This is a genomic window from Methylocaldum marinum (genome assembly GCF_003584645.1).
GTDB lineage: Bacteria > Pseudomonadota > Gammaproteobacteria > Methylococcales > Methylococcaceae > Methylocaldum > Methylocaldum marinum.
In genome coordinates, this window is the sequence record NZ_AP017928.1 from 2,631,660 (window position 1) to 2,651,026 (window position 19,367).

Below are 19,367 nucleotides of genomic sequence, written 5' to 3' on the forward strand. Positions count from 1 at the left end.
ATTTGACAAGTTCGATTCATTTCAGATTAGCCTGTGTTCGTGTTGTCGGCACAACGTGCACGGCGCCGCAGACTATAAACCATAACTAATTTCCTGACCAATACGCTTTGGAATTTGCTGGAACGCCCGTCAGTTCGATGGACAGGCTTATTTCGGGTTGGTCCGAACTTCATATTTATGCAACATCCTAGCTTGTAGTTGTATTTTCCTCAACTAAATTTCGTTAAAATACAACACACCTTGACGATTAAGGCAATACGGCTAGAATCTGCGGCTTTCCCAGCGAAACGTTGCTGCCTTATCTCAAGATGAACTGGCCGGAACATCGCATCTAGAAACTGGTTGGAATTTCAGAACTTGAACGGAGCAACTCTCGTCCGCGCGAGCGGAAGCCTTTCCTCTGAACAGGAGGTTATGGGCGACGATGACGCCTTACAGTCCCACCTGCTGGATGGCGTTTCCCGCACTTTTGCGCTCACCATTCCGCAATTGCCGCCGGTCTTGGCCAAACCGGTATCCAATGCTTATTTGTTATGCCGCATCATCGATACGATCGAAGATGAAACGGCGCTCGCGTCCCCGGACAAACGCCGGTTCTGCCAACAGTTCGTGCGAGTGGTTCAGGGCCGCGAAGCCGCCGAACCGCTTCGGGACGAGCTCGGCCCTCGCCTTTCGGAAAGCACCAGTCCCGCCGAGCACGAACTGATCCATCTGATTCCCAGAGTCATCGCCATTACCCACCGCTTCGATCCACCGCAGCGGGAAGCCTTGGCGACCTGTGTCGAAATTATGGCGAAAGGTATGGCGGAGTTCCAGGACCGGGACTTGCGTTACGGCCTCTCGAACATGGACGAAATGAGCGACTACTGTTATTACGTGGCCGGCGTGGTGGGAGAAATGCTGACCAAGCTCTTCTGTCACTACTCCCCCGAGATAGCCGCCCATCGCGAAGAAATGATGAAGCTGGCGGTATCGTTCGGCCAGGGGCTGCAAATGACCAACATCCTAAAGGACCTTTGGGATGACCATTCACGCGGCGTTTGCTGGCTCCCGCGCGACACTTTCGAGCAATACGGATTCGATTTGCGCGAACTCAAACCGAATCACGACAACCCCAGATTCTGCGAGGGGTTCAGGCAATTGGTCGGGATTGCACACGGCCACCTGAGAAACGCGCTCGCCTATACCTTGTACATACCCGCCCGTGAAACGGGCCTTCGCGAGTTTTGTCTTTGGGCTCTCGGGATGGCGGTGCTAACCCTGCGCAAAATCAACAAGAACCTAGATTTCAGCGACTCTGCTCAGGTCAAAATCACACGTCGGGCCGTAAAAGCGACCGTTTTCACGAGTCGCCTGCTGCGTTCCAGCAATAGTCTGCTCAACGCCGCATTTTACCTTGCCGGATTCGGCTTGCCGCGCGGCAGCAATCGGCTCCCGGGCTCCGGCCACCGCACCGACACGTGAAAAGCCAACTACTTTAATAGGGGATTCCTTGCTCATGTTGAAAGAAGCGACTGCGTTTTCAGCTCTCGATAAAGCTTTCCTCAAGCCTTATAACGAATCGCCCTTGGATAACGCCATCCGCCGAGCCAAGAAAGAACTGCTGGGATTGCAGCATCAGTCGGGCTACTGGGTGTTCGAGCTCGAAGCCGACTGCACGATTCCGGCCGAGTACATCCTGATGATGCACTACATGGACGAAATCGATGCCGCCCTCCAGGCCAAGATTGCCGAATACCTGCGCGCTCACCAGAAGGAAGACGGCAGCTATCCGCTATTCTTCGGCGGCCCCGGCGACATCAGCTGCACCGTCAAAGCGTATTACGCCCTGAAACTCGCCGGAGACGATATCGACGCGCCGCACATGAAAAAAGCCAGGGAATGGATTCTGTCCCGGGGCGGGGCGGCGCGCTCCAACGTTTTCACCCGCATCATGCTGGCCATGTTCGAACAGGTTCCATGGCGCGCCGTGCCTTTCATTCCGGTGGAAATCATGCTGCTGCCGCGCTGGTTTCCGTTTCACCTGGACAAAGTGGCCTACTGGTCACGCACGGTGATGGTGCCCCTGTTCGTCCTGTGCAGCTACAAAGTAAAAGCGCGCAACCCGAGCGGAACCGGGATTCGCGAACTTTTCACCGTCGCTCCGGAAAAAGAAAGGAATTATTTCAGTCATGTGAAGACGCCCCTCGGCAAGGCTATTTTGGCCTTGGAACGCGTAGGCCGCCTGATGGAACCGCTCATCCCGAAAACAATGCGGCGAAAGGCCACCGAGAAGGCACGCGACTGGTTCATGGCGCGACTGAACGGTGTTGACGGCTTGGGCGGCATCTTTCCGGCCATGGTCAATGCTTATGAAGCCATGGATTGCTTGGGGATTCCTCCGGAAGACGAAAACCGCCGTATCGCCAAGGAGGCCATTCAGCGCCTGCTCGTGATCGGTGAAGACAGCGCTTATTGCCAACCCTGCGTATCGCCGATCTGGGATACCGGACTATCCAGCCTCGCCCTGCAGGAGGTCAACAAATTCGAGAAAGACCCCCGGGTCGAGGACGCGCTGACGCGCGGACTTCGCTGGCTGGCGAGCAAGCAGCTGACCGACGAGCCCGGCGACTGGCGCGTCAACCGGCCGAACCTGGAAGGCGGCGGCTGGGCTTTCCAGTTCGAAAACACTTATTACCCGGACGTCGACGACAGTGCCGTGGTCGCGCAGGCTCTGGCTCAAGCCGAAAACGGCGAATTCGACGAAGTTCTGCGCCGCGCCACCAACTGGATCGCCGGCATGCAGTCCGATAACGGCGGGTACGGCGCATTCGACGCGAACAACACCCATTATCATCTGAATCATATTCCGTTCGCCGACCACGGTGCCCTGCTCGACCCGCCCAGCGCCGATGTCAGCGGGCGCTGCGCGATGTTTCTGGCCAAGATGCTGGAACAGCGCCCGGATCTCAAACCCGTGCTGGATCGTACGGTCGACTATCTCAGAAAAGAGCAGGAAGCCGACGGCTCCTGGTTCGGACGTTGGGGAACCAATTACATTTACGGTACCTGGTCCGTGCTGGTGGGCTTCGAGGCGGCGGGGATCCCCAAGACCGATCCCAGCGTGCGGAAAGCCGTCGCCTGGCTCAAGAGCATCCAACGCCCGGACGGCGGCTGGGGCGAGGACAACTTCACTTACCACGATGCCAGCCCGGAACGGCGCGGCCGTTTTCACACCAGCACGGCCTTCCAAACCGGGCTGGCGCTACTCGCCTTGTTGGCAGCCGGCGAAGCCGATTCGCCGGAAGCCGATGCCGGCGTCGATTACCTCGTCAGAACCCAAAATGCCGATGGTTTCTGGAAGGATGATTGCTTCACCGCGCCGGGCTTTCCGCGCGTCTTTTATCTCAAGTACCACGGCTACGACAAATTTTTCCCGCTCTGGGCACTGGCACGTTATCGCAACGAGCGCTACCGCACGGCGTGAAGTCCATCGGGTTTGTCATCGCTCTGCCGGCCGAAGCGCGCACCCTTGCACGGCGCCGCGCCGGCTTCGGCGAACTGCTGGAACTGGCCGGGGGCCATCGCTTAATCGTCTCCGGCGCCGGTCCGAATCATGCGCAGAATGCCGCATCCCGATTGCTCGAACTCAAGGTCGACGCACTGGTCAGCTGGGGCTGCGCCGCGGCCCTCGATCACACCCTGAATTCAGGCGATTTAGTGCTCCCCGAACGTATTCTTGCCCCGGACGGCTGTGAACACAGCGTCTGTTTCGAATGGCACGAAAGAGTCCGCCGGCCCCTCGCCCCCGTGCTGCGGATTACAACCGGTCCTTTGCTGGGAAGCTCGAAAATCATAGCGGGCTCGGCAGAAAAACAGGAACTTCATCTCGCCAGCGGCGCAGTCGCGGTCGACATGGAAAGCGCTTCGGTCGCTTCGGTCGCCAAGGACGGCGGCTTGCCCTTTCTGGCGGTTCGGGCCGTAGCCGACCCGGCGCGCATGAGCCTTCCGGCCTCGGTGACCGTCGCCGTGGATGAGCGCGGCGACGTCAAACTTCCGAAACTGCTGGGGCATGCCTTGGCCAACCCCGCCGATTTCATTACTCTGGCCCGGTTGGGAAAGGCTTTTTACGCAGCCACTAGCACGCTGCGCCGAACCGCTTTGGTCTTGGGAACCGCGCTGTCTCTTAAGCCGTCCGCCGACGGTTAATTCTCAGAATCACAATACCGATGAGCAGAACCGCCGAGCACCTTTTCATTCGCTTCATGCATTGGTGGGAAGAAAATTTCCTCAACCGACCGTGGCTGGTTACCCTGCTGTTCCTGATCGCTTCCGGGTTTACCCTCCAGTACACCATGGAGAACCTGAAGTTCGATACCAACACTGCGGACATGATTTCGACGGAGCTGCCGTTCCAGCAGAACCGTATCAAGCTTGAAAAGGCATTCCCTCAGGACGTCAGCACCGTCATTCTCCTGGTCGAAGGCAAAACGCCGGAAGAAACAGCCGATGCGGTCAAGCGGATCGGCGAGAAGCTCAGACAGAATACGACCGACATCAAATCGGTCCATATTCCCGATGAAGGCGAATTTTTCGCTCGCAACGGGTTGTTATATCTGGATCTGAATGAACTGGAGGATTTATCGGCCCAACTCGCCAATGCCCAGCCTTTCATCGGGCGGATCTCGGAAAACAACAGCCTCGGCGGCCTCCTCGATATCCTGGGCGAAGCCTTGAAGGCGTCGGATCAGGGCTTCGAAATCCAGCTCGATCCTTTGCTCGAGAAAGTTCGCGAGGCAATCGTTGCGGTTAGCGAAGGCAAACCCTACCAGCTTTCCTGGCAGCAACTGATGCTCACGCGAGACGAGGGCCTCGGCGTCACCAAACGGTTCATTACGATCACGCCCATTCTCGATTTCGACCAGCTGCTACCCGCCGAAAAATCGATCGCGGCCATCGACAAAATCGTCGCGGAGGTATTGCAGGGCGATCTTGCCGACGTCAGCGTCCGCAAGACCGGCGAAGTCGTGCTGGAACACGAAGAAATGCAAACCGTGGGCGCGGGCGTTTCGATCGCCAGCGTGGCGTCCCTGATTCTCGTCTCCCTTACGCTTTGGGTGGCTTACCGTTCCTTCAAGCTGATGGTCGCCACTTTCGTGGCGCTGACCGTGGGGCTGATATTCTCGCTTGGATTCGCGACCGTCGCGATCGGCCAACTCAACCTGATCTCCATCGGCTTCGCGGTTCTGTTCATCGGCATGGGCGATGCCTATTCGTCCCATTTCTGCCTGCGCTATCGGGAACTGGTCTTGCGCGGCGCATCCCAGCGCGAAGCCCTGCGGGAAACCCTGACCTCCACCGGTTCTTCTCTCGTTCTCTGCGCCTTCACCGCGGCAACCGGCCTATATGCCTTCATCCCCACCAACTACTCGGGAGTCGCGGAACTCGGCATTATCGCGGGCACCAGTATGTTCATCGCGCTGGCGACGACTTTCACGATATTGCCGGCCCTGCTGAACATCATGCCCTTGAAGCCGCCGCGCCGGACGCAAAAGGAGAAGGATGACTCGTCGTTCCTGAGCTCGAACTGGCCGCTCCGGTATGCGCGGCCGATCCGCAAGATAACCGTCGTTCTCGGCGTGATCGCCGTGGGTCTGCTATGCAACGTCACCGTGGACTTCAATCCGATCAATTTGCGCGATCCCAATACGGAATCGGTCAAGACCTTCAAGTATCTGCTGCAGTTCGAAGACACATCCCCATTGACTTTGGCCTCCTTGGCAAAAAGCGAAGCCGAGGTCAAAGCCAAGAAATCCGAGTTCGAGGACCTGACAACGGTCGACAAGGTCGTCAGCATTTTCGATTTCATCCCCGAAAACCAAGACGAAAAGCTGGCCGTGATCAGTGATTTGTCGCTCATCATGGGTCCCCAACTCGAGACCTTTCCCCCTCCCGCTCGCGGGAATGTTGAGCCAGAGACCATCGGAACGTTCCATCAAGTGCTCAAGGAGCGTGCCGCCGGCGGTCAGAACGGAGTGATCAAAGCCCTGGACGAAGCCTTGACGCAGCTGCAAGACCGTCTCGAAAGCGCCGATCAAACCACGCGCCAGGCGATGCTCTCCCGGCTTCAGGACAGCGTTTTGGGTCCGCTCCCGGCGACCATCGCCAATCTTCGGGATAGTCTGCAGGCCGGACCAATTTCCATGGAGACTCTGCCTCCCGATTTGAAAAGCCGCTGGGTCGGTGCCGACGGTCTGTACCGCTTGCAGATCTTCCCGAACAAGGACTTGAACGATCTCGATAACTTGCGCGAATTCATCCTCGAAGCGCAAAAGGTCGACAAAGACGTGACCGACGTGCCGGTGGCCTATCTGGAATCCATGAACGAAGCGATTAACGCCTTTCAGCAGGCGTTCGGTATCGCTTTCATCGCCACCACGGTCTTGCTGCTGCTGATCGTCCGGAATCTCAAGGACACCTTGCTGGTATTGCTGCCGCTGCTGCTGGCATCCCTGTTCACTGCCGCCTCGACGGTGCTGTTCGATATTCCCTTCAACTTCGCCAATATCATCGCCCTGCCCCTGCTGTTCGGTCTCGGGGTCGACAACGGCATACACATGGCCCACCGCCTGCATTATCTAAAATCGAACGACGAAAACTTGCTCAGCACCAGCGAAGCGCAAGGTATTTTCTACGGCTCGCTGACCACCGTGTTCAGCTTCGCCAGCCTGGCCTTTACGACTCATCAGGGCACCGCCAGCATGGGCATGATCCTGACCATCGGCCTCATGCTCACCCTGGTCTGCGCCATGGTCGTACTGCCCGCTTTCAGTACGTTGAGGATCTCCCACAGGCGTTGATCCGTGTAAAATTCGAGCGTCTTTTCAGCCCCCATTCATTCCGAGGTTTTGATGTCCACCTACATAGCGGATTTGCTGGCCACCCATCGCGGCAAGAACTTCGAGCTGCACGAAGATTACCTGAATACCCAAATGGTCCGGGTGCTCAAGGCCATCGGCTATGACCGCATCTACACGAAAGCCCGAGGCCCTTATCTCTACGACGACCAGGACAATGAATACCTGGATCTCCTGAGCGGCTTCGGCGTTTTTGCCCTGGGCCGTAATCATCCCGTGATCATTCAAGCCTTGCAGGACGTACTGCAAAGCGAACTGCCCGATATGGTGCAGATGGACGTGTCCCTCCTGAGCGGGCTTCTCGCCGAACAGATTCTGAAGCGCTGCCCCGACAATCTCAGCAAGATGTTCTTTTGCAACTCGGGCGCGGAAGCCGTCGAGGCAGCGATCAAGTTCAGCCGCTATTCGACCAAGCGGGAAAAGATCGTGTACTGCGACCATGGCTTTCACGGCCTGACAATGGGCGCGCTTTCCCTCAACGGCGAAAAGATTTTCCGCGAAGGGTTCGGCCCCTTGTTGCCGGAATGCGTCGCGGTCCCGTTCAATGACATCGAGGCCCTGGACAGAGCCCTACGCAGCAGGGATGTCGCGGCTTTCATCGTTGAACCGATCCAGGGGAAAGGCGTCAACCTTCCGAACGACGACTACCTGCCGGAAGCCGCTCGCCTGTGCGCCAAATACGGAACCCTATTCGTTGCCGACGAGATTCAGACCGGCATCGGCCGCACCGGCAAGTTCTGGGCTATCGAACACTGGGGCGTCAAGCCCGACATGATTCTGATGGCCAAAGCCCTGTCCGGCGGATTTATCCCGGTGGGCGCGGTGGCGATGACCAAAACCGTGATGGATGCCGTCTTCAGCCGCATGGACCGTGCCGTGGTTCACGGTTCGACTTTCTCCAAGAACAATATGGCAATGGCGGCAGGACTGGCTACACTCAAAGTCATCGATGACGAAAACTTGTTGCAAAACGCCGCACGTCTCGGGGAGGAACTTCTCGCCGGAATGCAAGGCCTGGTGGACAAATACGAGTTATTCCAGGAAGTCCGCGGCAAGGGGCTGATGATCGCTCTCGAGTTCGGCTCGCCCAAGAGCTTCTCCCTAAAGGCTGCCTGGAACCTGCTGGAAACCGCCAATAAAGGCCTGTTCAGCCAGATGATCACGATTCCGCTGTTCAAGAACCATCGCATCTTGAGCCAAGTCGCCGGGCACGGCATGAACGTGGTGAAATTCCTTCCGCCCCTGGTCATCGACGAAAAAGACAAGCACTGGATTCTCTCCGCTCTCGACGACGTCATCGCCGATTGCCACAAGGTTCCGGGCGCCATCTGGGACCTTGGGAAAAATCTCACCAGTCACGCCCTGAAGTCCAAGGCGGGTTGATTTTCCTCATTCAACGACCGAAATCGGCATTACCATGCACCACTCCATCGTATCCCGCAGCAACAGACTCTTTGTCCTGCTGTTTTTCATCTGCTTGTTTTTCGCTTACGGCGAACGGCTTTGGGCGCACGCCGTCGTAACCGAATCCTCCCTGACCCAAAATCCGATCCAGCCGAATCATGCGACGACGGTAGTCCTCTTCTTTAATTCCAATGTGGAGCTGCCCTTGTCCCGGGTGTTTCTGGTCAGCAAAGGCGATGTCTATCACCCGGTGGAAATCGCCAAAGGCAAGAAACCGGGCGAGATGCGGATTCACGTTCCGGCACTGACGCCGGGAGAATACGCCCTGAAATACAAGGTCTTCGCCGCAGACGGACACTTCACCGAAAGTGTCATTCGTTTCCAAGTCTCTGACCCGCGGTGACCTTATATGTACATGCAAGGTTTGGCCAATTTCATCGATGACTTCCTCGGCGGGCTGATTCTGATCAGCTACGCCCTGGTCGTCGGCAGCATGCTCTGGAGCGCTTTTATCCTGAAGATCTGGTCGCCCGGATTCAGCGCCCACGAGTCCGTGGTCCGGAGAGGCGTAAGCCTGCTGCGCGCCGGCGCCGTCGCCCTCGCGGTAACCCAGGGACTCAAACTGATCATCAAGGCGGTGGTTCTGGCATCGGTTCTGGGCGAGTTTCCAGCCGATGCTTACTACGGTACGGTTCAGTTCCAGGCCGGCCTGATCCGCTTCCTGTTGTCCCTGGGTCTGATCTACATCGCCAGCCAGTTGCTTCGGACGCCGGATCAACGGTTTTCATGGAATCTCGCCGCGCTTTTAATGATTCCCATGGTGATTTCCGGCGCCTGGCTGGTGCATGGCGTGGGCCGTTTCGAAAACCGGGAGCAACTCATGGTCATGACCGTGCTCCACCAGTTTGCCGCGGCGGTATGGTTCGGGGGCGTCGCGCAACTCTTGTCGCTCTGGCACATGAGCCGTCAATCCCACGAAGCGAAAGCGCTCTGGCCCATCGCCATCACCCGCTTCGGGTTTCTCGGCGTCAGTTCCGTCGTCGTGCTCCTGTTGACGGGGCTCCCGCTGGCCTGGACTTACGTCGGCAGCTGGGACGGTCTTTTCGGCACCGGTTACGGTAGCTTGGTGCTTACCAAGGCCATACTCCTCGCGGTCGCTCTCGGCTTTGCCTACCTGAATCATCAAGCTGGCCAGCTGTGGTTGAAACAACACCGGTCCGAGACCTTGGATCAAAAGGTTCCGCATTACATCGAGGCCGAAAGCTTCATCCTGGTAGGGGTGCTATTTCTAGCCGCCACCTTGTCGTCGCAGCCGCCTTCGGTAGATATTGATGAACTGTCCGCCACCGTATCCGAGGTCGCCGAGATGTTCGCTCCGCGCATGCCGCGCCTGACCTCGCCCAGCCACGAACAGCTCCTGGCCGGAGAACCGGGACGCGTGGCGGTAGTGGACAAGATTCCGTCGCCCGCGGCCACGGAATGGTCGGATTACAATCACAACGTTTCCGGCCTTTTCCTGTCGCTCATGGGACTCACCGCCATGCTTTCCTACAACAGGCGATTGCGCTGGGCCAGATATTGGCCGGTGGGCTTCATAGGACTCAGCATTTTCCTGTTCTTTCGAAGCGATGCCGAGACTTGGCCCTTGGGTCCGATCGGTTTTTGGGAAAGCACGTTCGGCAATGGCGAAGTGTTTCAGCACCGCATTGCCACCCTACTGGCTTTCGTCCTGGGCGTACTCGAGATGCGCGCCCGCACCAACCGAGAAGCCGACCGATTGCGTTATCTCTTCCCGATTTTGTGCGCGTTCGGCGGAATCCTGCTGCTCACCCACGCCCACGCCGAATTCGAGCTAAAAAGCGAATACCTGATTCAGTCGACGCACACCGCCATGGGACTGCTGGCCGTCATCATGGCAAGCGGGCGCTGGCTGGAACTCCGTTTGGCGGATACCGGCGAAAGCTACCATGGACTTTTGGAGGGAAGAATCGCCGGCTTTGTATCCATTCTGGCGATGTTTCTGATCGGTCTCATCTTGCTGGTCTATCGGGAGCCGCTGTTCTAGGTTCGAACCGATATGAATGGGAAAGCCCGAATCAAGCTCGTTGAGCCGCGTTCGGTATGAATAAAAATGCCCGTCACGACGAGTGACGGGCATTTTTGTCGGGAGCTGAAATTCAAAGACAGATCGTGCAAGCGAGAAGCATCCTTGCCGCGAATATCACGGAGTCTCATCCCGAAGTGGCATTATTACTGGAGTAATCGGCGATTTTCTGGGATAGCTTATTCAGCAGGCTGTCGAATCCCTCGCGGTCTATGACGCTGGTATATTGCGCTTTTTTGAGAGCCAAGTCGCTGATCCCGTCCACGATGATATTGATGATGTGCCATTGCCCGTTGAACTGATTCACGATGTACTCGAACTTGATGGGCTTTTCATCATCCGGCGAATTGAGAAAGTAGCGCAGCAGCACACGATCGCTTCTCATCTCCTGGGCGGAATCGTACTTGAATTCCTCCCCCGAGTAGCCGTTGAACTGAGCGGCATAGGTGGCGATGCTGAGATCGGTCAATTTCGCTATGAAAGCCGTTTTCTGCTCCTTGTCCAGCTTCTTCCAGTGATTCCCCAGAGCGATCTGCGACACGGCCTCGAATTCGAACACCTGTCTCACCACGGGTTCGAGCTTTTTATACCGTCCTTGATAACCCAGCTTTTTGGCATCCTTCATAACATCGATCAAGGTGTTATTGAGAAGGTCCACGGATTTTTTCGCCTCCGCGGAGGCATCCGCTGCAACGGACAACGGAGCTAAAACGACTAAAAATAAACCCAGGAAAAATTGAAGAAACATGGTCTTTCCCATAAGTCCGAAATCGAAATCGTCGCGACTATATCATAAAACTCCGGACGGAACGCTACTCAAAGTTGCGCTTCCGCTACGCGTTTGCATCGAAGCAACATTGCAAACCTTGAATCGAACTTCTGATATTCGATTTGCAAGCGCGGCAATCGTTCTCGACGACGGATACGGGGTATCAACTCTCCCTCTCGGCGTAGAGGTGCGCCAGCAAGTTCGCCTCGGATAGCGAGAGCCCCAGCTGAGACGCCAGCTCCCGGGGATCGGCACCGTCCTTGAGCCGTTCTATCGCAGCCCGGTAAGACTGATAGCCGGTCTCCTGCGAGGCCAGCGACGCCAGTTTTTCGTCGCAATCGCGAAGCCGCCGTTCCTGATCCAGAATTCGCCGATCCACTTGCACCGCGGCCGCCGACAGGCCGATCAAATCGTTTTGCTGCTGAGCCAGGCGCGCGGACAGAACGGCATAGTCGCGCCGGAGCGTCCGGTACGCCCTGAACAGAAGCAGCGTTCCGGCCAACACGAGAACAACCAGCGCGGTCAATATAAAATATGGGAAGTGCCAGTCCATCAGGCGTATTCATCGACATGGGGCGGCACCTCGTCTTCCGCCGCTCCGGTTTCTTGCTGCTTCGGTGAATCGGATTTCCGCTGCTCCCGATTTTCGTCGCGCCTGACCTTCTTCGCCGCCGGCAAAGGCCCCACGTGTTCGACAGGATGAATCTCCACCATGTTGCGGTTCCGCGGTTTTCGAAATGACACCCTCGGCACCGAGGGATCAAAGCTGATCGAGCACGGCCTTGTCTTCGTCGTTCAGAAACTGGTTCAGATCGACCAGAATCAACAATGCGCCGTTACAACTCGTTACGCCCTGAATGTAGCGCGTGCTGTCTTCATTGCCGACACTCGGCGGCGATTCGATTTCGGAAGCTCTGAGTTCCACCACCTCGGCGACGCTATCGACCAGAATCCCGATAACCTGGTCGTCCGCTTCGATGACGACGATTCTCGATGCATCGTCCGGTTCCTTGGGAAGAAGACCGAAGCGCGTCCGGGTGTCGATCACCGTAACGACGTTGCCGCGCAAATTGATGATCCCCACGACGTAATCCGGCGCCCCCGGAACCGGAGCGATTTCGCTGATGCGCAATACCTCCTGGACCTGCATCACATTGACGCCGTAGATTTCTTCGCCCAGGCGGAACGTGACCCATTGATTCACCGGATCGCTGCGTTTTGCCAATGTATTGCTCATATCGCTCTCTCACTTTGACAGCTGGTATAACACCAGGGAGCTGATGCTGTTCATCGAGTCCCTGTAGAAAGTCTATTACTGTCCCCTCAAGGACAACCGTCAGATGGACGATTGCGGCGGCACCCAGCCCTACCAACGGGTGGACTAGCTGACCTGGGCATCCGCCCGAACGGGAACACGGCAAGACCATCAAAATCAATGACTTCCCCAAGGACCACGAGGTGCGCCTGTTCTGGGTTGAGGTGTCCACCCACCGCACGGACTGGGTCGTGACCAACGACGCCACTCAGCATTCCACCGAGGCGACACAACAGGCGTGTGGCTTCCGCCGGAAGATCGAGCAGTTGCACCGCGAAGGCAAGCAAGCAACAGGACTGGAACGCTGCCAATGCCGCAAGGCCCCGATTCAACGCAACCACATCGGCTGTGCCTTCCTGGTCTGGGTATGGGTCCGGCTCAAACACTTGGCCACCCAAACCGGTCGCACCGTCTATCAACTCAAGCAGGGCTTGCTGTATGACTACCTGATCCAGCAACTGAAGGATCCATCGCTCAAAATGATCCTTGCGTAAGTTCTGTAATAGAGTTGTTTCTGATGCTAAACAATTGTAAATCAACAGATTTTGTAGTTCCAAAGACCGGCGGAAAGTGAGAAAAAATAATCCACGAAGTGACCCAGATGATTTCTAATCCGATGCATCATGCAGTGGAAGAACTTCATGCCACCGATGGCATGCTCAACGATGACCCGCGTGGCGGCTTGTTTTCTGTTCTGTTTCTTCTGCTCAGGCGTCAATGTCGGATTAGGGTTTTTCTTGGATTTTCTGGGTTTCTTGTGGGGTAGATATATTTGGGTACTTTGATAATCTTTGTCCGCGCCCAGAAATCCTAAGTCAAGCCATAAATTGACCTTCTCGAACCACGCTGAACCCGGCGTGAAGACGTCTTTCATGAGTGTGTAGTCATGTACGCTGCCTGCCACAATGCAGCACAAAAACAATATCCTTCGATTAAAGTCTGAGATTACGAGGGATTTGAGCGTATGTCTTTTTTTTTCCGCTGTAATGCTTTTCCTGTTCAGTTTGGTGGTGGGTCAATTTAGTTGAAAGCAGTGGCGATTAATGAAGAGGCCGATCACCCCATCGTGAAGCAACTCAGATTTTGAAAAGCAGATCGTTTTGCGAGTTAAGCGCTTGATGCGAGTGCGTAACAAAAGGTTTTTGTTTTCGATCTTTTGCGTATATTTCTTACCAATGACGTGCTGGTTTGCCGGAATGAACGCAGCATAGCTTGGCCAATCATCGGTGTAATAGGTTCGAATATTGAAAACGCGCAGGTTGGCGATCAATTGTTCGCAAACGTCCTCTTTGCGCCGCCCAAACACAAATGACAAAATGCATCCGGTGGCGGCGTCGATGGCGTACCAGAGCCAACGTTGGTTCTTCTTGCGAGCCACATAGCTCCACTGTTCGTCCGCCTGAACATCCATCGGCGAATCAAAGAGATGCCTGATTTCCACGGCGATTTCCCGAGAGCCGATGTAAGGATTCACCGTGACCACTTCGGTGGACTTTTTTTCAGTGTAGACATGACTGTGTTTTTCCCAATCCCGAGAACACGAGCGGTATCTCGAATACCACTGCCATTCATCGCCATGTCAACAATCTGTTCTTTGATACCGGACTCGTAGGCCCGGTAAATGTATTCGGTCTTGAAGGTGCGCCCACAGTGCTTGCAACGAAAGCGGGGGGTAACCACTCTGTGTACCATAGCGCACCACATCGGAACTTTTACAGTATTTGCACGGAATCGTTTGATAGGCCATTGGTCCAGTCAATGCTTAAGCTAAGAAATAATTGTACATTGTAGTATATAAACTACTTAAACCCACCACCAGTTATTCCACTCAATTGACTTTAATCCCTGCGGTACACATTTTGAGGTTTCAGCCCGGTTTCAAGCCGTCGCCAGGGCCGGCCCGGCCGGGAGGGATCGATCCGGCCATACTCTGTGCTTGAGCAGTTCGGAAACAGCTGGTCAGCGAACCCTGCGGATCGAGATCCACCAGCAGCGTACGATATCCGCGAGAGGCGGGAATCCCTTCCAGAGTGACCACGGTCGTGGTCTTGCCGACCCCGCCTTTCCGGTTGCATACCGCCCGGATTTTCATGGCTTGCCGGCCTCCGCGGGAGCGTCGGGCGCTGGTCCGGACACCGTCTTCGGCGGGGCTCCGAAATCCTCGATGCGATCCCCGGAGGAAAGCTTGTAGCGAGCTGCTGCGTTGGACATCAGAACGATCACCACTCGCCGATTCCGGTAGCGTCCGTCCTCGGTCCGATTATCGGCAATCGGATGATGCTCGCCATAGCCGATCGCCGCCATCCGCCGAGGGTCTATCCCGTCGCGCATCAGCTGATTGACCACGACCGCGGCGCGCGCCGAGGACAAGGCCCAATTGGAAGGAAACTCCAGTGTATTGATCGGTACGTCGTCGGTATGGCCCTCGACGTGAATGGTATTGTCGATGCCGCGAAAAATTTCTGCCATCCGTTCGAGTATGGGCAATGATTCCTTCGCAAGTTCGGCCTTGCCGCTGGAGAAGAACATGCCGCTCTTCATTTCAACCTCCACCCACAGCTCATAGCGCTTGACGGCGACCAGATCGTCCTCGATATACGGCGACAGGGCCGCTTCGATCTGTTCCGCCAGCCGTTCCAGACGGGCATATTCCGCCTCGAAACTCTCGGCAGCCGATCCGGAGACGCTCTCGGACGATTCCAAACCGTCCGATCTCGCGGGTTGACCCAAAAGGTCCTGCCCCTTCCGGATCTGACCGAACTGGATGGGTTCCAGCGTGTGCCCCAGGTTATGGTCTTTCTGCGGCTCCTTGAACACCGCGGAAAGCGATTCGGACAATACCCGGTATTTGCCTTCGTTGACTGAAGAAATCGCGTACATGACGACGAAAAACGCGAACAGGAGCGTGATGAAATCGGCATAGGAAACCAGCCAGCGCTCGAGGTTCACATGTTCTTCTTCGGAATGCTTGCGCCGCATCATGTCTGCCTCATCCGTCCAGGAACCCGGTCAATTTCATCTCGATGTTCCGCGGATTTTCGCCTTCCGCAATCGAGATAATGCCTTCCAGAATCAGTTCGCGCGCCTGGTTGTTGGCCTGTGCCCGGGATTTCAGCTTGTTGGCGATGGGCAGAACGATCAGATTGGCGAGACCCACACCGTAGATGGTCGCCACGAACGCCGTCGCGATCCCGCTCCCCAGCTTGCTGGGGTCGGACAAATTCTGCATCACGTGAATCAAGCCCATCACCGCGCCTATGATGCCCACGGTCGGCGCGTAGCCGCCCATCGCCTCGTAAACCTTGGCGGCGCACAGATCCCGCTGCTGCCGGGCGTAGATTTCCACTTCCAGGCTGTCGCGGATGATCTCGGGTTCGTTGCCGTCGACCAGCAGCTGCAGCCCTTTCTTGGCTAAAGGCTCGTTCTCGCCGCTGATGAAAGTTTCCAGGCCGAGCAGTCCTTCCCGACGCGCCAGTGCACTCCAATTGACAATTTTCTTGATTTGCGCCTCATGGTCTATGGGTGGAGTGAGGAAAACCCATTTGAGCGTCTTCACGGCATAGAAGAAAGCCGCCGGCGGCGTCTGCAGCATGGTCGCGCCCAGCGTACCGCCGATGACGATCACGATCGCCGGACCGTTCAGCAGCGAATGAATATGCCCGCCCTCCATCCAATTGCCGCCGAGGACGGCGGCAATGCCGAGAATGACTCCGATGAGGCTTAAAGGATCCATGGTTAAAGATTCTTCAGTTCGCCGGCCATTTCGTCGAGATCGTAGATACAGTCGGCCAGGCCGGCATCGACGATCGCTTTCGGCATGCCGTAAACCACGCAGCTCTGCTCGTTCTGAGCCCAGACCACCGCGCCTTTGGCTTTCAGGTTTTGCGCCCCGAGCTTGCCGTCCGATCCCATGCCGGTCAGCACGATGGCGAGGACCTTGCCGGGCATGTTCCGGGCCACGGAACCGAAGGTCACGTCGGCGCTGGGCCGGAAATGTTCCCCGGCGCCGCTCTCGCGAACGACAACCGTTTTCCTGGCCCCGTGCTCGCTCAACTCCAACTGGAGACCGCCTGGCGCCAGAAGAGCGGCGCCGGGACGCAATTCGTCGCCGTTCCGGGCTTCCCTCACTCGAATCCGGCAGAGCTGGTCCAGCCGCTCGGCGAAACTCCCGGTGAAATTTCCCGGCATGTGCTGGACCAACAGGATGGGCACCGCCGCGGTTTCCGGAATTTCGGTCAGAACCTTCTGAATGGCTACCGGGCCGCCGGTGGACGCAGCGATCACGATCAATCGGAAATCCCGAATTTGAATCTTGGCGCCCGAAGGCCTCGCGACGGGCGCGGCGACAACCGTCGCCGCCGGACGGCGGACCCGCTGCAGCCGTCCCGCGTGTTCGGCCAGATCGCGGACGCGACGCCGCAGGATGCGCTTCGCCAGGTCCTGGTCTCCGCTGATTTCCTGCAATTGCTTGGGCACGAAATCCATCGCTCCGGCGTCGAGAGCGTCCAGAGTGGCCTTGGCCCCCGCCCGGGTGGACGCGGAAAACATCAAAATCGGCGTCGGCCGGTCTTTCATGATCTCGCGTACGGCGGTAATGCCGTCCATGACCGGCATGTCCACGTCCATGGTAATCACGTCCGGGTTCAGGGACGCCGCCTTCCGCACCGCCTCGGCGCCGTCGGCGGCGCAGCCTATGACCTCCATGTCGCCGTCGGCGTTGAAGATTTCGGTCAGTCTTCGGCGTATGAAGCCCGAATCGTCCACCACCAAAACCCGGATCGTCATGAAAACCTCGTGGCCATATCTAATGTAAGGAGGCGTAGCGCTTCATCAAGCCGGGCACATCCAGAATGAGCGCGATCTTGCCGTCGCCGGTAATCGTGGCGCCGGCCATTCCGGATACGTTCCGGAGCTTCGCGCCCAAAGGCTTGATGACGACTTCTTCCTGTCCCACCAGGTGATCGACCACGAAGCCGATGCGCCGTCCCCCGACATTCACCACCACCACATGGCCGGATTTCTCCGCGCCGTTCCGGTCGTGCCGATAACCCGGGATCAGCCACTCTTTCAGATAAAATAAGGGCAATGCCTTCTGCCGGACGAGGACGACCAGTTGCCCGTCGACGGTATTGGACTTCCCCAGATCGAGGTCGAGGATTTCGACCACGGTGGCCAAGGGCAAAGCGAAAGGCTGATCGTTCAGCTTGACCATCAGGGTCGGCATGATGGCCAGGGTCAGCGGCAATTTGATGGTGATGCGGCTGCCCTTCCCCTTGATCGAATCGATGGCCACCGAACCGTTCATCTGTGTGATCCGGGTCTTGACCACATCCATGCCGACGCCTCGCCCGGAAATATCGGAAATCTCCGACTTGGTGGAAAAACCGGGCATGAAGATCAGGTTGTAACAATCCTTGTCATCCAGGCGCGCGGCGCTTTCCGCATCCATCAGTCCCTTCTCCACGGCCTTGCGCCGGAGCGTGTCCGGGTCCATGCCCTTACCGTCATCCTCGATGGTTAATTCGATGTGATTGCCCTCCTGGGAGGCGGTCAGCACGACCCGACCCTCGCGCGGTTTGCCCGCCGCAACCCGCGCCTCGGGCGTCTCGATGCCATGATCGACCGCGTTGCGCACCAGATGCACCAGGGGATCGGCCAGGGCGTCAACGAGATTCTTGTCGAGGTCGGTCTCCTCGCCGCGCAGCTCGAGTTGCACCTCCTTGTCGAGATTTCTGGCCAGGTCCCGCACCACACGCGGAAAACGGCCGAACACCTTTTTGATGGGCTGCATGCGCGTCTTCATGACCGACAGCTGGAGGTCCGAGGTCACCACATCCAGGTTGGCGACGGCTTTGGCAATCTCCTCGTCGTTGAGCGCCGACTTCAAGGTCTGAAAACGATTGCGGACCAGGACCAGCTCGCCGACCAGGTTCATGATCTCGTCGAGACGCTGGGTATCGACCCGGACCGTGGTTTCCACGGCCTCGACCGGCGGCGGTCTGACCGCCTTGGCTGACTCCCTCGCCGTGCTGCCCGCTTGCGCGGAAGTCAAGGAAATCGCCGCCGGATCCTTCATCTCCCGCCTGGGCACGCCGCCATGCCTGCCCTTGCCGTGAAGCTCATCCAACAGGCGGTCGAATTCGTCCTCGGTAATGCACTCGCTCTCCCCTCCGGATTTCGGCGTTTCGGCCGCCGCGGCGCCGGGCGTGCCGGTGTGCTCGCCCTTGCCGTGGAGCTCGTCCAACAGGCGGTCGAATTCGTCCTCGGTAATGTCGTCCGAACCCGAAGCTTGCGCATCGGTCGCGGCAAGCGGCGCGGGCACACCGGGCAGTCCCGCCGAAGCGGGCGGCGGTTCGGGTTCCGCCTCGGCCGGCTGCTCGTCTCCGACGGGTTCGAGCATCGTCGCCAGCGTCTGTTCCACGACGGCGACGGCGTGCGGAATCGCCTCGGGCGCGGCCGATACGCCAAGATTTGCTTCGGATTCCTGCCGAGCAAGGCCTGTCAGCCGTTCCATCAACGATGGATCGGCCGGCTCGGGATCGCGCCCGGAGCGAATATCCCTGAACATGGCGTTAACCACGTCCAGGACCTCGAGAATGACGTCCATCAGCCCCGGATCGACGCGGCGCTCGCCCTGCCTGAGCGCGTTGAATACGTCTTCGGCGTTGTGGCAGATATCGACCAGGGCGGCGAGACTGAGAAAACCGGCTCCGCCCTTGACGGTGTGAAAGCCGCGAAAAATCGCGTTCAGCAGGTCATAATCGTCCGGCGCCTGCTCCAGCTCGATCAGCTGGGCATTGAGTTTTTCCAGGATTTCCCCGGCCTCCACCAGGAAATCCTGGACGATTTCGTCGTCGAGATCGATCGCCATGGGGCCTT

At 57.5% G+C, this 19,367-nt stretch carries 17 protein-coding genes and 2 pseudogenes; 8 read left to right on the forward strand and 11 right to left on the reverse strand.

Going from position 1 to position 19,367, the window contains the following annotated elements:
• Nucleotides 1-414 precede the first annotated feature (414 nt).
• Genes sS8_RS11380 through sS8_RS11410 form a run of 7 tightly spaced genes read left to right on the forward strand, consistent with a single transcriptional unit; the run spans nt 415 to nt 10,365 of the window.
• Nucleotides 415-1,464: a phytoene/squalene synthase family protein gene (locus sS8_RS11380; RefSeq protein WP_119629745.1), complete on the forward strand. Its 1,050-nt coding sequence runs from the start codon at nt 415-417 to the stop codon at nt 1,462-1,464.
• Nucleotides 1,465-1,498: 34 nt separating this feature from the next.
• Nucleotides 1,499-3,466, forward strand: coding sequence for a squalene--hopene cyclase (shc, locus tag sS8_RS11385; protein WP_119629746.1), 1,968 nt, complete (start codon nt 1,499-1,501; stop codon nt 3,464-3,466).
• Nucleotides 3,463-4,188, forward strand: a complete 726-nt coding sequence (locus sS8_RS11390) for a phosphorylase family protein (protein ID WP_170161050.1) — start codon at nt 3,463-3,465, stop codon at nt 4,186-4,188. Before shc ends, sS8_RS11390 begins: the two co-directional genes overlap by 4 nt.
• A 20-nt stretch (nt 4,189-4,208) precedes the next feature.
• Nucleotides 4,209-6,839 (forward strand): MMPL family transporter, encoded by a 2,631-nt coding sequence (locus tag sS8_RS11395; protein ID WP_119629748.1) that lies wholly within the window; start codon nt 4,209-4,211, stop codon nt 6,837-6,839.
• A gap of 51 nt (nt 6,840-6,890) precedes the next feature.
• Nucleotides 6,891-8,279 carry an aspartate aminotransferase family protein gene (locus sS8_RS11400; RefSeq protein WP_119629749.1) on the forward strand — a complete coding sequence of 463 codons (1,389 nt, stop codon included), beginning with the start codon at nt 6,891-6,893 and terminating at the stop codon, nt 8,277-8,279.
• Nucleotides 8,280-8,313: 34 nt separating this feature from the next.
• Nucleotides 8,314-8,703, forward strand: coding sequence for a copper resistance CopC family protein (locus sS8_RS11405; RefSeq protein WP_119629750.1), 390 nt, complete (start codon nt 8,314-8,316; stop codon nt 8,701-8,703).
• Between the two features lie 6 nt (nt 8,704-8,709).
• On the forward strand, nt 8,710-10,365 hold the full coding sequence (locus sS8_RS11410) for a copper resistance D family protein (RefSeq protein WP_119629751.1): 1,656 nt from the start codon (nt 8,710-8,712) through the stop codon (nt 10,363-10,365).
• Nucleotides 10,366-10,531: 166 nt separating this feature from the next.
• Here sS8_RS11410 and sS8_RS11415 read toward each other — a convergent pair whose 3' ends face one another.
• The 4 genes from sS8_RS11415 to sS8_RS11425 all read right to left on the reverse strand — a co-directional run bounded on the left by sS8_RS11415 (nt 10,532) and on the right by sS8_RS11425 (nt 12,410).
• Nucleotides 10,532-11,152: an HpnM family protein gene (locus sS8_RS11415; protein WP_119632741.1), complete on the reverse strand. Its 621-nt coding sequence runs from the start codon at nt 11,150-11,152 to the stop codon at nt 10,532-10,534.
• Between the two features lie 184 nt (nt 11,153-11,336).
• A complete protein-coding gene (locus sS8_RS11420; RefSeq protein WP_119629752.1) occupies nt 11,337-11,726 on the reverse strand; it encodes a DUF2802 domain-containing protein in 390 nt (129 codons plus the stop codon).
• Nucleotides 11,726-11,887 (reverse strand): hypothetical protein, encoded by a 162-nt coding sequence (locus sS8_RS28105; protein WP_170161051.1) that lies wholly within the window; start codon nt 11,885-11,887, stop codon nt 11,726-11,728. Before sS8_RS28105 ends, sS8_RS11420 begins: the two co-directional genes overlap by 1 nt.
• Nucleotides 11,888-11,933: 46 nt before the next feature.
• Nucleotides 11,934-12,410 carry a chemotaxis protein CheW gene (locus tag sS8_RS11425; protein WP_119632742.1) on the reverse strand — a complete coding sequence of 159 codons (477 nt, stop codon included), beginning with the start codon at nt 12,408-12,410 and terminating at the stop codon, nt 11,934-11,936.
• 16 nt (nt 12,411-12,426) lie between these two features.
• On the opposite strand from sS8_RS11425, the pseudogene sS8_RS30145 reads away from it, so the two are divergent.
• Nucleotides 12,427-12,982: pseudogene (locus tag sS8_RS30145) on the forward strand (IS701 family transposase); the annotation flags it as partial.
• A 41-nt stretch (nt 12,983-13,023) separates the two neighbouring features.
• Here sS8_RS30145 and sS8_RS11435 read toward each other — a convergent pair.
• From sS8_RS11435 to sS8_RS11465, 7 genes and pseudogenes are all read right to left on the reverse strand, one after another.
• Nucleotides 13,024-13,491 (reverse strand): transposase family protein, encoded by a 468-nt coding sequence (locus sS8_RS11435; RefSeq protein WP_119629753.1) that lies wholly within the window; start codon nt 13,489-13,491, stop codon nt 13,024-13,026.
• A gap of 12 nt (nt 13,492-13,503) precedes the next feature.
• Nucleotides 13,504-14,235 (reverse strand): annotated as a pseudogene (locus sS8_RS11440) (IS1 family transposase).
• A 120-nt stretch (nt 14,236-14,355) separates the two neighbouring features.
• Nucleotides 14,356-14,580, reverse strand: coding sequence for a ParA family protein (locus sS8_RS30150; protein WP_119629754.1), 225 nt, complete (start codon nt 14,578-14,580; stop codon nt 14,356-14,358).
• A complete protein-coding gene (gene motD / locus sS8_RS11450; RefSeq protein ID WP_119629755.1) occupies nt 14,577-15,470 on the reverse strand; it encodes a flagellar motor protein MotD in 894 nt (297 codons plus the stop codon). The genes sS8_RS30150 and motD overlap by 4 nt, the downstream gene beginning before the upstream one ends.
• Before the next feature lie 7 nt (nt 15,471-15,477).
• Complete coding sequence (locus sS8_RS11455; protein ID WP_119629756.1) at nt 15,478-16,221, reverse strand: flagellar motor protein; 744 nt, start codon at nt 16,219-16,221, stop codon at nt 15,478-15,480.
• A gap of 2 nt (nt 16,222-16,223) precedes the next feature.
• Nucleotides 16,224-17,273 carry a protein-glutamate methylesterase/protein-glutamine glutaminase gene (locus sS8_RS11460; protein WP_119629757.1) on the reverse strand — a complete coding sequence of 350 codons (1,050 nt, stop codon included), beginning with the start codon at nt 17,271-17,273 and terminating at the stop codon, nt 16,224-16,226.
• 19 nt (nt 17,274-17,292) lie between these two features.
• A complete protein-coding gene (locus sS8_RS11465) occupies nt 17,293-19,359 on the reverse strand; it encodes a chemotaxis protein CheA (protein WP_119629758.1) in 2,067 nt (688 codons plus the stop codon).
• Nucleotides 19,360-19,367 lie beyond the last annotated feature (8 nt).

Bases quoted from the DNA above. Each gene is read 5' to 3' on its own strand.
- sS8_RS11380 (WP_119629745.1), top strand. From the start codon at position 415: ATGGGCGACGATGACGCCTTACAGTCCCACCTGCTGGATGGCGTTTCC.
- shc (WP_119629746.1), top strand. From the start codon at position 1,499: ATGTTGAAAGAAGCGACTGCGTTTTCAGCTCTCGATAAAGCTTTCCTC.
- sS8_RS11395 (WP_119629748.1), top strand. From the start codon at position 4,209: ATGAGCAGAACCGCCGAGCACCTTTTCATTCGCTTCATGCATTGGTGG.
- sS8_RS11400 (WP_119629749.1), top strand. From the start codon at position 6,891: ATGTCCACCTACATAGCGGATTTGCTGGCCACCCATCGCGGCAAGAAC.
- sS8_RS11405 (WP_119629750.1), top strand. From the start codon at position 8,314: ATGCACCACTCCATCGTATCCCGCAGCAACAGACTCTTTGTCCTGCTG.
- sS8_RS11410 (WP_119629751.1), top strand. From the start codon at position 8,710: ATGTACATGCAAGGTTTGGCCAATTTCATCGATGACTTCCTCGGCGGG.
- sS8_RS11415 (WP_119632741.1), bottom strand. From the start codon at position 11,152: ATGTTTCTTCAATTTTTCCTGGGTTTATTTTTAGTCGTTTTAGCTCCG.
- sS8_RS11420 (WP_119629752.1), bottom strand. From the start codon at position 11,726: ATGGACTGGCACTTCCCATATTTTATATTGACCGCGCTGGTTGTTCTC.
- sS8_RS28105 (WP_170161051.1), bottom strand. From the start codon at position 11,887: ATGGTGGAGATTCATCCTGTCGAACACGTGGGGCCTTTGCCGGCGGCG.
- sS8_RS11425 (WP_119632742.1), bottom strand. From the start codon at position 12,410: ATGAGCAATACATTGGCAAAACGCAGCGATCCGGTGAATCAATGGGTC.
- sS8_RS30150 (WP_119629754.1), bottom strand. From the start codon at position 14,580: ATGAAAATCCGGGCGGTATGCAACCGGAAAGGCGGGGTCGGCAAGACC.
- motD (WP_119629755.1), bottom strand. From the start codon at position 15,470: ATGATGCGGCGCAAGCATTCCGAAGAAGAACATGTGAACCTCGAGCGC.
- sS8_RS11455 (WP_119629756.1), bottom strand. From the start codon at position 16,221: ATGGATCCTTTAAGCCTCATCGGAGTCATTCTCGGCATTGCCGCCGTC.
- sS8_RS11460 (WP_119629757.1), bottom strand. From the start codon at position 17,273: ATGACGATCCGGGTTTTGGTGGTGGACGATTCGGGCTTCATACGCCGA.
- sS8_RS11465 (WP_119629758.1), bottom strand. From the start codon at position 19,359: ATGGCGATCGATCTCGACGACGAAATCGTCCAGGATTTCCTGGTGGAG.